The sequence below is a fragment of the Microbacterium umsixpiens genome (assembly GCF_053543675.1).
Genome location: NZ_JBLVOH010000073.1, coordinates 1 through 12,286, shown reverse-complemented (window position 1 = coordinate 12,286; position 12,286 = coordinate 1). Strand labels below are relative to the sequence as shown.

Sequence of the window (12,286 nt, the reverse complement as noted above, 5' to 3'; positions counted from 1 at the left end):
GTCATGAACGCCGCGCCCAGCCCCTGCACGGCACGCGCGACGATCAGGCCCTCGAGCGAGTTCGACAGTCCGCACCACAGCGAGGCGAGCGTGAAGATCGCGAGGCCGATCAGGTAGATGTTCTTCGGCCCGAAGCGATCGCCGAGACGTCCGGTGATCAGCAGCGGCACGGCGTAGGCGAGCAGGTACGCGCTCGTGACCCACACGACGTTGTCGAGGTTGTTCGTGTTCGGATCGAGCGCCGCCTTGATCGCCGGGTTCGCGACAGACACGATCGTGGTGTCGACGAGGATCATGAAGAAGCCGATGACCAGTGCCCAGAGGGCGGGCCAGGGGCTGGTGGGCTTGTGCCCCACGGAGTAGGTTCCGGTCGAGGGACCGGAGGTGGAGGGCACGGACACCGGCGGGCGGTCTCCGTCGCGGGGAGTGTCTGTCATTGTGCAGCCTTTCGCTGAGCGCGGTAGCGTTCTGAGTTCGGGAATGCCGCGGGTCCCCACGGCAGGTCTTCGGCTTCGAGGCGGGCGATCAGGGCATCGAGCCAGCGCAACTCGGCCTCGAGCAGCGCCTCCTGCCGTTCGTATTCCACGAGCACCTGCTCGGGCACGCCATCGCGTCTCGCGTCGATCAGTCCATCGCGATACGCGATGTGCTCTTCGTCGAGGGCGGCGCGACGCGAGCGCAGGCTCTGGAGCACATCTCCGCGTTCGAGGTTGTGGGCCTCGGCGAGCGCGATCCGGAACTCGGCGGGACGATCGATCGTCGACAGCTCGCGCCGCAGCCAGGCGATGAGGATGTCTCGACCGGCGTCCGTCAGGGAGTACGTCGTGCGCTCGGGGCGGTTCCCCTCGCGGTCGCTGCCGACCTCGTCGATGAGTCCCGCCCGCTGGAGCCGGCCGACCGTGTGATAGAGCGTGCCGTTCGTGAGGGTCAGCAGCCGATCGTCGCGGCGCACCCGCATGAGACGCACCATCTCGTAGGGGTGCATGTCGCCCTCGCGCAGCAGGGAGAGGATCATCGCCCCCATCGGGGTCAGTCGTTGCATGGCCCCTCCCCGGGTGTCGCGCTCAAATAGTCCATGTGGACTATACGCCGGACCGCCGACAGCGACAAGACCGGTGACCGGGGCGGATCAGCCGAGAGCGGCCGCGAGCTGCGGTCGCGGTCGGACGGAACCGGGATAATGGGCGGGTGAGTACTCCTTCAGAAGGCACGGCACAGAGCATCCCCGGCTGGCGGCACATCTACTCGGGCAAGGTCCGCGACCTGTACGCCTCCGAGGATCCGGCGGACACGCGCATCCTCGTCGTGGCCTCCGACCGCGTGAGCGCCTTCGACTTCGTACTCTCCCCCGGCATCACCGACAAGGGCGCTCTGCTGACGCGACTGAGCCGCTGGTGGTTCGCTCAGCTCTCCGACTTCCCCAACCACATCGCCGAGGGCGAGCTGCCCGAGGAAGTCGCCGACCGCGCCATGCTCGCGCAGTCGCTCGAGATGCTGCCGATCGAGTGCGTCGTGCGCGGCTACATCACCGGTTCCGGCTGGGCCGAGTACCAGGAGAGCGGCACCGTGTGCGGCATCCCGCTGCCCGCCGGCCTGCAGAACGGCGACCGGCTGCCGGAGCCCCTGTTCACCCCGGCCTACAAGGCGCCGATGGGCGAGCACGACGAGAACATCACGTTCGAGCGCACCGTCGAACTGGTCGGGACGGAGCGCGCGGCCGAGCTGCGCGACACCTCCCTCGCGATCTACGCCCGTGCCGCCGAGATCGCCGAGGCGAAGGGTCTGATCCTCGCCGACACCAAGTTCGAGTTCGGGACGGATGCCGACGGCATCCTGCGCCTGGCCGACGAGGTGCTCACGAGCGACTCCTCGCGCTACTGGGACGCCGAGGCCTGGCGCACCGGCACCACCCCGAGCGCGCGCATGGCGAGCTTCGACAAGCAGATCGTGCGCGACTGGATGGCCGCGAACTGGGACAAGCAGGGCGAGCCGCCGGCGCTTCCCGCCGATGTCGTCGAGCGCACCGCCGACCGCTACCGCGAGCTGATCGGCCGCCTCGGCGCCTGACCCCCGATCTCCCGCGGGTCGGTCGCGGACCGGACCGGACCGGACCGGACCGGACCGGCCTACTCGACGAGCCGCACGTCAGTGTGGACGAAGTCGTCTCCCTTGAAGAGCAGCGGCTCGTCGCGGGTGATCGCGAGCGCATAGGAGAAGCAGTCGCCGTAGTTGAGGCGAGCGCGACTACCTGACCCTCGGCCGTAGCGGGCGTATGCGTCCCCGGCCAGGCGTGCCTGACGTTCATCGAGTGGCACGATAGAGACCTCAGTGACGCGCAGCATCTCGTCGAGCTCGTGAACGATCCGCTCCTCCGCCCTGCCCCTCAGAACCAGTAGCGTCTCGGTGAGGGACGCCGCAGACAGCGACACTTCCTCCGTCGCGAGATAGGCGGCGAAGCGAGGCGCCTCCGGCTCATCGAGGAGGATCGCGACGAGCGCCGACGAATCGACGATCATCGAGGCATTCCGGCCTCGTCGTACAGCTCATCCATGATGTCCTCGGTACTGCGGCCAGTCCGGGGCACGAGTCGAGCTCGAGCGATCACAGCGGCAATTGCCGCGCGTTTACGTTCGATCTCCGCTTCTCGACCCTGCTCCAACTCGGCGAGACGGCGCCGCACCGCATCCTCGACGGCACTCGTCTGACTCTGACCGGTCAACGCCGCGAGCCGACGCACGAGCTCATGCGTGGTCTCGTTCTTGATATTGAGGCTCATGTCTACCATTCTACCTCTGCGTCTACCATGGTAGAAGCGCTCAGGGAAAACTCAGGAATCGATAGTGTTGCTCCGGCACTCCAGCCATCCCCCGAACCTTGAGGAGCCCGCATGGCCCTGTGGAAGCTGCACGGAAACGGCCGCACGGTCGAGCCCGGCGCCGTCGTCCGTCCCGACGAGCGCCTGAACTGGCCTGCGACGATCGCGATCGGACTCCAGCACGTCGTCGCGATGTTCGGCGCGACATTCCTCGTGCCGATCATCACCGGCTTCCCGGTCGCCACGACCCTGCTGTTCAGCGGCGTCGGCACGATCCTGTTCCTTCTGGTGACGCGCAACAAGCTGCCCAGCTACCTGGGCTCGTCGTTCGCGTTCATCGCGCCGGTCACGGCGGCCACCGCCTCCGCGAACATGGGCACCGCCCTGGCCGGCATCGTCGCCGTCGGCGTGCTGCTCGCCATCATCGGCGTGGTGGTGCACACGGTCGGCGTCAAGTGGGTCGACCGCTTCCTGCCGCCGGTGCTCGCGGGGACGATCGTCGCCCTCATCGGGTTCAACCTCGCCGGCGCCGCGCACGACAACTATGCCGATGCTCCCGTGACCGCGACGTTCACGCTCGCCATCACGATCCTCTTCGCCGTCGTGTTCCGCGGATTCCTCGGCCGCATCTCGATCTTCCTCGGCGTCATCGCGGGCTACATCTTCGCGGCGTTCCGCGGCGAGCTCGACTTCTCGGCCGTGGAGAAGGCCGACTGGGTCGGCCTCCCCACCTTCACCTTCCCGAACTTCACCGAGCCCGGCACCCTCACCGCCCTCGCCATGTTCCTCCCGGTCGTGCTCGTGCTGATCGCCGAGAACGTCGGACACGTGCGCGGCGTCGCGACCATGACGGGCGACGCGAGCGTGAACCAGCAGACCGGCAAGGCGCTGATCGCCGACGGCGTCTCGACCACCCTCGCCGGCTTCTTCGGCGGTTCGGGCACCACGACCTACGGCGAGAACATCGGCGTGATGGCCTCCACCCGCGTGTACTCCACCGCCGCCTACTGGGTCGCCGGTATCGCCGCGATCCTGCTCAGCCTCTCGCCCAAGTTCGGCGAGGTCATCAACTCGGTGCCGGCCGGCGTGCTCGGCGGCGTGACCACGGCGCTGTACGGCCTCATCGGCGTCATCGGCATCAAGATCTGGGTCGACAACCGCGTCGACTTCTCGCGCCCGGTGAACCAGTACACGGCAGCCGTCGCCCTGATCATGGCCGTCGGCGGGTTCATGATCAAGGACGAGGGATCCGGCTTCGAACTCGGCGGCATCGTCATCGCCACGGTCGCGGCGATCCTCATCTACCACCTGGGCAACCTGATCGCCCGTCTGCGCAAGACCGGCGCCGACGACCCGAAGCCGCTCGAGGCGGTCGGTCCGCTCGGCGGCGACCCCGCCTAGCGGGACGCACATCGCGTTCGCAACTCAGGAGAAACCCGGCCCGAACACCTCCGTACGGCGGTACCACTCCGGATCGATGCAGTTTCTGCGGAGTTGTGAACCGATCGGCGGCGGCACTCAGCCGGCCGAGCGTACCTGCACGGCGAATCGAAGGCGCACACCCGGCGGCAGTTGACCCGCGAGGTCGAGACTGCGGTCGGTGAGGGCGCCGATGATCGGGTACCCGCCGGTGAGCGGGTGGTCGGGGAGGAAGAGCACCGGCTGCCCGTCGGGCGGCACCTGGATCGCGCCGTTGACCGCTCCCTCGCTGGGCAGCTCGCCGCCGACGGAACGCTCCAGCGCCACCTCGCCCCGAAGACGGATGCCGACGCGGTCGGAGCGCGGCGTGACCGTCCACCCCTGGGTCGTGAGCACCTGGAGTGCCTCCGCCGTGAACCAGTCGCCACGAGGCCCGAGCGTGATCTCGAGCTCGACGAGGTCACCGGAGGCCGGGAGGTCACGCGGCACGGCACCAGGCTCGACGGGGTGCGACGCGGCATCACCGATCGGGAGCACGACTCCGGCCGAGAGCGGCTCCGGGCCGAGTCCTGCGAGGGTGTCGGTCGCACGGCTGCCCAGCGCCGGCGCCGCATCGACTCCGCCGCGGACCCCGATGACGTAGCGCAGACCGCGGTCCGGATACCCGAGGGTGAGCTCGTCGCAGTCGAACGTGGCGAAGGGCTCACCGTGGAGGATCGGGCGGGCGATGCCCTCGGCTCCGGTCAGGGCGAGCGCGCCGATCGCACCCGTGACGACCGCGACACCCGCCCCGTGGAACCGGAGCACCGCTCCCCCGACGCTCTCGAGCACCGCGGCTGCGGCGGCGTTCCCCACGGCGCGGTTCGCATCCCGCATCGCGCGCCGGTCGGCGGCTCCGGATGCCGAGACTCCGAGCGCCGCGAACCCGGGGCGCCCGGCATCCTGCACCAGCAACTGCAGCGAAGGCCGGACGACCTCGACCGCGGATGCCGTGCCGAAACCCGGACCATCCGCATCCGCTGGGGCGTGTTGTTCCGCGACGCGCCGGGCGCGGGCCGGACCGTCTCCGTCTCGGCCCACGTGAGCCGCGCCCAGTCGAGCCGCGTCCCGCACCCGTTCGAACCGCACCAGGGTTCCCGGAGACAGCAGAGCCGGCGGATCGCGGTCGATGTCCCACATCACGGCATCCGTGCGGCCGATCAGCTGCCAGCCACCGGGGCTCTCTCGTGGATAGACACCGGTGAACGGTCCGGCGAGCGCGACCGATCCGGCGGGCACACGGGTGCGCGGAGACGAGCGGCGCGGCACGTCGAAGAGCGGATCACTGCTCACGACGTACCCGAATCCGGGGGCGAACCCCGAGAACGCGACTCGCCAGTCCGCGGCGAGGTGCCGGTTCACGAGCTCCTCCGCCGAGACGCCGAGCGCGGATGCCGCTTCGTCGAGGTCTTCGCCGTCGTACTGCACGGGGATCGTGACCTCCCCGGTGCGGGGCGGGCGCGTGGCGTCGACCTCGGTCGCCGCCAGCGTGTGCGCGAGCTCGGTGGCCGAAACGCGCAGCGGGTCGAACCGCACGAGCACCGTGCGAGCTCCGGGGACGCGCTCGACGACGCCGGGCAGCCCCTCCCACGCGAGGTTCAGGCGCATCGCCTCGTCGAGGTCGGCCGCCTCGACGAGCAGAGCGCGATCGGATGCCGTGAGGATGCGCATCAGCCGACCCGCGCCGGTCGCCTCATCGGGAGCCCGCGAACGGGGCGATCGTGATGCCCGCATCCTGCAGCATCCGCCTGGTCTCGGCAGCCATCGCCACCGAGCCGGGGCTGTCGCCGTGCACGCAGATCGACTGCGCCACCACGGGCACGTCCGTGCCGTCGATCGCCCGGATCACACCGTCGGCGGCGAGGCGAACCATCCGCTCCGCCACCGCGGCCGGGTCGTGCAGCACGGCCCCCGCCTCGGTGCGCGACACGAGCTGCCCGTCGGGCTGATAGGCCCGATCGGCGAAGGCCTCGGCGGCGACGGCGAGCCCGGCCCGCTCGGCGACGTCGAGCACGACACCCCCAGAGAGTCCCAGCAGCACCAGGCTCGGGGCGATCGCGCGGATCGCCGCCACCACGTCCTTCGACTGCCTCTCGTCGCGGGCGATGGCGTTGTAGAGCGCGCCATGCGGTTTGACGTAGGAGACCGTCCCGCCCACCGCGGCGGCGAGCCCCATGAGAGCTCCGAGCTGGTACTCGACGTGCGCCTGGAGCGTGGCCGAGTCGAGGTCGAGGCGGGTGCGACCGAAGTTCTCGTAGTCGCGATAGCCGGGATGCGCCCCGATCACGACGCCGCCCTCCACGGCGGCGGCGAGCGTATGTCGGATACCCTCCGGGCTGCCGGCATGGAACCCGCACGACACGTTCGCGCTCGTGACGAGGCGGAGCATGCTCGCGTCATCGCTGACGATCCGGTCGGCGACGTTCTCGCCGAGGTCCGAGTTCAGGTCGATCGACGTCATGCGATCACCCCTGCGGCTCCGCCCGCAGAGCCGCCGTCGCACGCGGGCGTGGTTCGCCGTCGCGAAGCGGAACCGGCGGAGCGATGGGCGTCGTCGGCTCGGGCAGCCCGTAGCGGAGGTGCACCCAGCGCCGGGCGTCTTCGAGCGGATAGGTGTCGCCGAAGACGGCGAACTTCACGAAGACGCCCTCGAGGGTGCTGCGGAGCATGACCTCTTCGAGGGCCGGATCCTCGGCGCCGCGCGCGCGGAACAGCTGCCGCACGGCATCCTCCGCCGCGGTGGCGCGCACTTCGTGCCGAGCCTCCGATTCGGCGAACAGTCGGTGCGTGGCCGGCTGCTGCTGCATCGCCAGCACCGCCCGCTGCAGAGGGATCGCGTAGGCGGTGGCCGTGAGGGCGCCGTCGATCACGGCGGCGAGCATCTCGTCCGGGGTGCCCTCCACGCGGGCGAAGCCGAGCACCGTCTCGAACCATCGGTCGATGACGGCGGCGACGAGCTGCTCCTTGCCGCCGAAGTGGTAGTTCACGAGGCCCTGGGCGACCCCCGCCCGCGTCGTGATCGCGGCGATGCTCGCGCCCGCGACGCCTCGTTCACTGAAGACCTCGATGGCGGCCTCCAGGATGGCCTCCCTGGCGCGTTCTCGGGCCAGCCGGTTCTGCTCGTCGGAGCGTGCCACGCGGCATCCACCTCCTGAGTTCAGCCGGCCTGATTTTCCCGAATGCTCCCCCTGCCGTATAGATTAATCACTGAATGTCCGTTCAACCTATGAATGGATTCGATCTTCGGCTGGCTCGCTCAGCCGAGCACGACTTCGGAGATCCGAGGCGCCACGCCGCGGCATCCATCCTTCGGGGGGCGATTCGCCGCCGATCACGACGTCGTGCAACACAAACGCACGGGTGCGTCCCTGGCCAGGAGGGGGCGTCAGGGGCGCGCCCGTGTCTCACCGGATGACCGAAGACCGACCTCAGGCCGAGGCGCGGACCACGAGCTCGGTCGGCAGGATCGTCGTCTGCGGCGGATCCTGCCCGGCGAGACGGGACAGCAGCACGCGGGCCATGGTCTCGCCCTGCGCGTACATCGGCTGACGCATCGTCGTGAGCTGCGGATCGGTCGTGATCGCGACGGACGAGTCGTCGAACCCGACCAGGGCGATGTCCTCGGGGACGCGCACACCGGCGGCGCGCAGCACCGTCAGCGCGCCACGCGCCATCAGATCGCTGGCGACGAAGATGGCGTCCGGTCGACCTTGTGCAAGGATGCGCCGTGCGGCATCGGCTCCGCTGGCCTCGCTGTAGTCGCCCTGCTCCTCGGCGAACGGCGTCAACCCGGCCTCGGCGAGGGCGGCCCGGAAACCCTGGATGCGGTCGCCGGAGGAGACCATGGTCAGCGGGCCCGAGATCGTCGCGATCCGCGTGCGTCCGATGTCGATCAGTCGACGGGTCGCGGTGCGGGCACCCGCGACGTTGTCGACGTCGACGACGTAGTCGCCCTCGAGCCGGCGCACGGGCCGACCGCCGTAGACGACAGGCACGGCGTCCGCGACCCGGTCGATGAACGCATCGCTGGTGTGATGCGAGACGATCAGTGCGCCGTCGACGCCGCCGTTGCGCACGAAGCCGGTCATCTTGTCGCCCGGGTCGTCACTCGCGATGAGCAGGTTGAGCAGGTAGTCGGATCCGCCGAGGGCCCCCGTGATGCCGGCGACGATCGCGGCGAAGAACGGGTCGCCGAAGAAGCGGTTCGTGTCTTCCGGCACGATCAGGGCGATCGCGTGCGTCTGCCGCGAGGCGAGGGAGCGCGCCGCGCGGTTGGGCACGTAGTTCAGCTCGTCGATCGCGGCGCGCACCGCGGCGAGCGCCTCCGGGCTCACCGCCGTCGACCCGTTCACGACCCGCGACACGGTCGACCGGGAGACACCGGCTGCCGCGGCCACCTCTTCGATGGTCGCTCGTGGCGACATCAACGTACGCACTCTTCCATCGCCCTATTCTCACCGACGTTCGCGCTTCGAATCGCGCACACGGTCCCATCCGGGCCCCGGATGGGACCATTCACCCGATTCGAACGCCCTGCGGCTAGAGCGAGCGGGCCGCGATGATGCGCGCGTACTCCCGGCCGGAGTCCTTGAGGCTCCGCTCCTGGGTGTCGTAGTCGACGCGCACGATGCCGAAGCGCTTGTCGTAACCCCAGGCCCATTCGTAGTTGTCGAACATCGACCAGTAGAAGTAGCCCCGCACGTCGACACCCGACTCCGCGGCGTCGAGCACCGCACCGAGGTGCAGGCGCAGGAACTCCGTGCGGTCGGCATCGTGCACGCGCGTCTCGCCGTCTTCGACCACCACGACGTCGTCGTAGGCGGCGCCGTTCTCGGTCATGTAGAGCACGGTGCCGGCGGGCTCGGCGTATTCACTCCAGACCCGCTGCAGCACCCGGGTGAGGCCCTCGGGCTGCACCTCCCAGTTCTGCGCCGTGCGCGGCAGCCCGCGCTCGACCGAATGGATGCCGTCGCTCGACGGGTAGGGGCTGCGGCCGGCGCGCTCGGTGGCGGGCCCTCCGGAGACCGGCGCCTCGGCGGGAGCCGTGCCCGACAGGAAGTCGCCGTGGTAGTAGTTCACGCCCTGTGTGTCGATGGGCTGGGAGATGGTGTCGAGGTCGCCGTCGTGGACCGCGGCCTCGAACTGCGCGACGGCGTCGGCATCCACCGCGCGGATGTCCTCGACGATGTCGGCCGGATAGCTGCCGCGGTAGATCGGGTCGAGGAACCAGCGGTTGAACTGCCCGTCCACGCGGCGGGCGGCATCGACGTCCGCGGGGTTCTGCGGATCGGCGGGATCGGCGACCGTGTGGTTCAGGGTGATGCCGAGGTTGAGCGAGGCGTCGCGTCCGCGCAGCTCCTGCACGGTCTTGCCGTGCGCGAGCAGCAGGTGGTGCGAGGCGAGCAGCCCCTCGGCGACGCTGGTGTGCCCCGGAGCGTGCTCCCCTCCGGTGTAAGAGAGGAAGGACGAGCACCAGGGCTCGTTGAGTGTCGTCCACACGTTCACCCGATCGCCGAGCGCGTCGTGCATGGTGCCGGCGTACTCGAGGAACCGGTCGACCGTGTCGCGGTTCGTCCAGCCACCGGCATCCTGCAGCGCCTGCGGCATGTCCCAGTGGTACAGCGTCAGCCAGGGCAGGATGTCGGCGGTGAGCAGCTCATCGACCAGGCGCTCGTAGAAGTCGACGCCCGCCGGGTTCACGGCACCGCCGTCCGGCCGCACCCGTGACCACGACGTCGAGAAGCGGTAGGTCTGCAGCCCGAGCTCGGTCATGAGGGCGACGTCGTCGCGGTAGCGGTGATAGTGGTCGCAGGCCACGTCGCCGTTGTCGCCGCCGATCACGGCGCCGGGCACGCGGGCGAACGCGTCCCAGATCGACGCCGTGCGTCCATCCTCGAACGCCGCCCCTTCGATCTGGTAAGCCGCGGTCGCAGCGCCGAAGAGGAAGTTCTCGGGGAAGGAGCGGGTCATACGGGTCATCCTTTCACCGCGCCCGCCATGATGCCACTGACCAGCTGCCGACCCGCGACCACGAAGAGCACGAGCAGCGGGAGGGTCGCGAGCACCGCACCGGCGAGCACGATCGAATAGTCGATGTAGTAGCCCGACTGCAGCTGGCTGAGCGCCGTCTGCAGGGTCGGGTTCTGCGGGGAGAGCACGATCAGCGGCCACAGGTAGTCGGTCCACGCCGTCATGAAGGTGAAGAGTCCGAGGATCGCCATCGCCGGTCGGGCCGCGGGGAGTCCGACCGTCAGGAACGTGCGGAACTGGTTCGCGCCGTCCATGCGGGCGGCTTCGATCAGCTCGTCCGGGATGACGTCCACGAGGTACTGCCGCATGAAGAAGACGCCGAACGCGGTGACGAGGGTCGGGACGATGACCGCGCCGATCGAGCCGGTCCACCCGAGCTCCCGCATGAGCATGAACAGCGGGATGATGCCCAGCTGCGTCGGGATCGCCATCGTCGCGATCACGAAGATCATCATCCCGTCGCGGCCCTTGAACTTCAGCTTCGCGAAGGCGTAGCCGGCGAGGGTGGAGAACGTGACGACCGAGATCGTGATGATGCCCGAGATCAGGAACGAGTTGCCCAGCGCGAGCCAGAACGGGATCGCATCGAAGACCTTGGCGGCGTTCGCCAGGAAGTTCCCGCCGGGGATCAGCGGCAGGGTCTCGCCGCGTGTGGCGTTCGTGCCACTGGCGACCACGACCGACCACCACAGCGGGTAGACGCTGCCGATGATGAACGCGGCGAGGAGCCCGTAGGTCAGGAATCCGGGGCGGCTGCCGATGCCGGCGTTTCCTCCGACGGCACGACGCCGGCGGATCTTCTCGGGGACGCTCAGCGCCTGGGTGGCGGTCATCGCGCGTTCTCCTCGGTGGTGGTGGCGATCGTCGTGGGCGCGGCAGCCGTGGCGGCGGCCGCGGCAGCTGTGCGTGTGCGCCGGCGCTCGGCGCGGTTCTTCGGGCCGTCGCCGGTGGAGATGCGCCGGGAGATGAGGAAGTTGATCACTCCGATGCCGACGATCAGCAGGAACAGCAGGATGGCGACGGCGGAGGCCTCGCCGAGGTCGCGGCGGAAGAACGCCAGCTCCCAGAGGAAGAGCACCGTGGTCTGGAACTGCCGGTCACTGCCGCCGATACCGCCGGCCGTCGAGACGTCGAACAGGCGGGGCTCGGCGAAGATCTGCAGCCCGCCGATCGTCGCGGTGATGATCACGAAGATCAGCGTCGGACGGATCGTGGGGATCGTGATCGAGAAGAAGCGGCGGGCGGCGCCTGCGCCGTCGAGGGCGGCAGACTCGTACAGGTCGCGCGGCACCGCCTGCATGGCGGCGAGGAGGATCAGGGCGTTGTACCCGGTCCAGCGGAAGTTCACCATCACGGCGATCGCGATGTGCGACAGGGCGGTGTTGTGCTTCCACTCCTGGTCGGCGATGCCGATGAGGTTGAGGAGGTTGTTGGCCAGGCCGTCGGCCTCGTTGAAGATGCTCGAGAAGATGATGGCGACCGCGACCGGGGTGACGACGAACGGGATCAGCACGCTCATCCGCCAGAAGGTCGGGGCGCGGAGTCCGCGGTCGAGGAGGTAGGCGATCACGAGCGCGACGGACAGCTGCGGGATCGCGGAGAGCAGGAAGATGCTCAGGGTGTTGCCGATCGAGTTCCAGAACATGGCGTCGCCGAGGATCTCGACGAAGTTGCCCACGCCGACGAAGTCGCCCTCGCCCTTGAGCAGGTCCCACTCGTGCACGGCCACCCACACGGTGTAGAGCAGCGGGAACAGGCCGACCAGGCCGAACAGCAGGAAGAACGGCGAGATGTAGAAGTACGGGGAGGCGTTCTGGTCGAACCGCGAGACGCGGTGGCGCCAGGGGCGCTTCGGCGGATTGGTCGGCGCCGAACCGGATGCCGTGCGCTGCTGCTCCGCAGGCGGGGCGGTGAGAGTCATGGGGTGTCCTTTTGAGGTGCAGGGAGACGTTTCGTCTCGCTGCGCTCGCTCAACGACCGGAT

General features: G+C 69.3%; 13 protein-coding genes. 2 read left to right on the top strand and 11 right to left on the bottom strand.

The genetic code is table 11. The annotated features are described in order from the left end of the window. The coding region (locus tag ACNPM4_RS07645) for an MFS transporter (protein ID WP_448985290.1) at positions 1 to 296 on the bottom strand (296 nt) is incomplete at its 3' end. A 137-nt stretch (positions 297 to 433) separates the two neighbouring features. Next, entirely contained in the window at positions 434 to 1,042 is a 609-nt protein-coding gene (locus ACNPM4_RS07640; RefSeq protein ID WP_448985288.1) for a PadR family transcriptional regulator, read from the bottom strand. Between the two features lie 146 nt (positions 1,043 to 1,188). On the opposite strand from ACNPM4_RS07640, the gene ACNPM4_RS07635 reads away from it, so the two are divergent. Continuing rightward, entirely contained in the window at positions 1,189 to 2,067 is an 879-nt protein-coding gene (locus ACNPM4_RS07635) for a phosphoribosylaminoimidazolesuccinocarboxamide synthase (protein ID WP_448985287.1), read from the top strand. Positions 2,068 to 2,126: 59 nt separating this feature from the next. Here ACNPM4_RS07635 and ACNPM4_RS07630 read toward each other — a convergent pair whose 3' ends face one another. Beyond that, on the bottom strand, positions 2,127 to 2,516 hold the full coding sequence (locus ACNPM4_RS07630; RefSeq protein WP_448985286.1) for a type II toxin-antitoxin system VapC family toxin: 390 nt from the start codon (positions 2,514 to 2,516) through the stop codon (positions 2,127 to 2,129). Then, complete coding sequence (locus ACNPM4_RS07625; protein WP_448985285.1) at positions 2,513 to 2,776, bottom strand: type II toxin-antitoxin system VapB family antitoxin; 264 nt, start codon at positions 2,774 to 2,776, stop codon at positions 2,513 to 2,515. The genes ACNPM4_RS07630 and ACNPM4_RS07625 overlap by 4 nt, the downstream gene beginning before the upstream one ends. A gap of 111 nt (positions 2,777 to 2,887) precedes the next feature. On the opposite strand from ACNPM4_RS07625, the gene ACNPM4_RS07620 reads away from it, so the two are divergent. After that, entirely contained in the window at positions 2,888 to 4,216 is a 1,329-nt protein-coding gene (locus ACNPM4_RS07620; protein WP_448985284.1) for a uracil-xanthine permease family protein, read from the top strand. A 117-nt stretch (positions 4,217 to 4,333) separates the two neighbouring features. Here ACNPM4_RS07620 and ACNPM4_RS07615 read toward each other — a convergent pair whose 3' ends face one another. The 7 genes from ACNPM4_RS07615 to ACNPM4_RS07585 all read right to left on the bottom strand — a co-directional run bounded on the left by ACNPM4_RS07615 (position 4,334) and on the right by ACNPM4_RS07585 (position 12,224). Next, positions 4,334 to 5,944 carry a 5-oxoprolinase subunit B/C family protein gene (locus ACNPM4_RS07615; RefSeq protein WP_448985283.1) on the bottom strand — a complete coding sequence of 537 codons (1,611 nt, stop codon included), beginning with the start codon at positions 5,942 to 5,944 and terminating at the stop codon, positions 4,334 to 4,336. Positions 5,945 to 5,966: 22 nt separating this feature from the next. Beyond that, positions 5,967 to 6,734, bottom strand: a complete 768-nt coding sequence (locus ACNPM4_RS07610) for a LamB/YcsF family protein (RefSeq protein WP_448985282.1) — start codon at positions 6,732 to 6,734, stop codon at positions 5,967 to 5,969. 4 nt (positions 6,735 to 6,738) lie between these two features. Then, a complete protein-coding gene (locus ACNPM4_RS07605) occupies positions 6,739 to 7,410 on the bottom strand; it encodes a TetR/AcrR family transcriptional regulator (protein WP_448985281.1) in 672 nt (223 codons plus the stop codon). 291 nt (positions 7,411 to 7,701) lie between these two features. Continuing rightward, positions 7,702 to 8,697 carry a LacI family DNA-binding transcriptional regulator gene (locus ACNPM4_RS07600; RefSeq protein ID WP_448985289.1) on the bottom strand — a complete coding sequence of 332 codons (996 nt, stop codon included), beginning with the start codon at positions 8,695 to 8,697 and terminating at the stop codon, positions 7,702 to 7,704. 115 nt (positions 8,698 to 8,812) lie between these two features. Next, entirely contained in the window at positions 8,813 to 10,243 is a 1,431-nt protein-coding gene (locus tag ACNPM4_RS07595) for a GH1 family beta-glucosidase (RefSeq protein WP_448985280.1), read from the bottom strand. Positions 10,244 to 10,248: 5 nt separating this feature from the next. Further along, positions 10,249 to 11,136 carry a carbohydrate ABC transporter permease gene (locus ACNPM4_RS07590; protein WP_091032633.1) on the bottom strand — a complete coding sequence of 296 codons (888 nt, stop codon included), beginning with the start codon at positions 11,134 to 11,136 and terminating at the stop codon, positions 10,249 to 10,251. Then, positions 11,133 to 12,224, bottom strand: a complete 1,092-nt coding sequence (locus ACNPM4_RS07585) for a carbohydrate ABC transporter permease (protein ID WP_448985279.1) — start codon at positions 12,222 to 12,224, stop codon at positions 11,133 to 11,135. Before ACNPM4_RS07585 ends, ACNPM4_RS07590 begins: the two co-directional genes overlap by 4 nt. Between the last annotated feature and the right edge of the window lie 62 nt (positions 12,225 to 12,286).

Coding starts and splice junctions, on each gene's coding strand:
- ACNPM4_RS07610 (WP_448985282.1), bottom strand. CDS start 6,734: ATGACGTCGATCGACCTGAACTCGGACCTCGGCGAGAACGTCGCCGAC.
- ACNPM4_RS07620 (WP_448985284.1), top strand. CDS start 2,888: ATGGCCCTGTGGAAGCTGCACGGAAACGGCCGCACGGTCGAGCCCGGC.
- ACNPM4_RS07630 (WP_448985286.1), bottom strand. CDS start 2,516: ATGATCGTCGATTCGTCGGCGCTCGTCGCGATCCTCCTCGATGAGCCG.
- ACNPM4_RS07615 (WP_448985283.1), bottom strand. CDS start 5,944: ATGCGCATCCTCACGGCATCCGATCGCGCTCTGCTCGTCGAGGCGGCC.
- ACNPM4_RS07585 (WP_448985279.1), bottom strand. CDS start 12,224: ATGACTCTCACCGCCCCGCCTGCGGAGCAGCAGCGCACGGCATCCGGT.
- ACNPM4_RS07625 (WP_448985285.1), bottom strand. CDS start 2,776: ATGAGCCTCAATATCAAGAACGAGACCACGCATGAGCTCGTGCGTCGG.
- ACNPM4_RS07600 (WP_448985289.1), bottom strand. CDS start 8,697: ATGTCGCCACGAGCGACCATCGAAGAGGTGGCCGCGGCAGCCGGTGTC.
- ACNPM4_RS07595 (WP_448985280.1), bottom strand. CDS start 10,243: ATGACCCGCTCCTTCCCCGAGAACTTCCTCTTCGGCGCTGCGACCGCG.
- ACNPM4_RS07590 (WP_091032633.1), bottom strand. CDS start 11,136: ATGACCGCCACCCAGGCGCTGAGCGTCCCCGAGAAGATCCGCCGGCGT.
- ACNPM4_RS07640 (WP_448985288.1), bottom strand. CDS start 1,042: ATGCAACGACTGACCCCGATGGGGGCGATGATCCTCTCCCTGCTGCGC.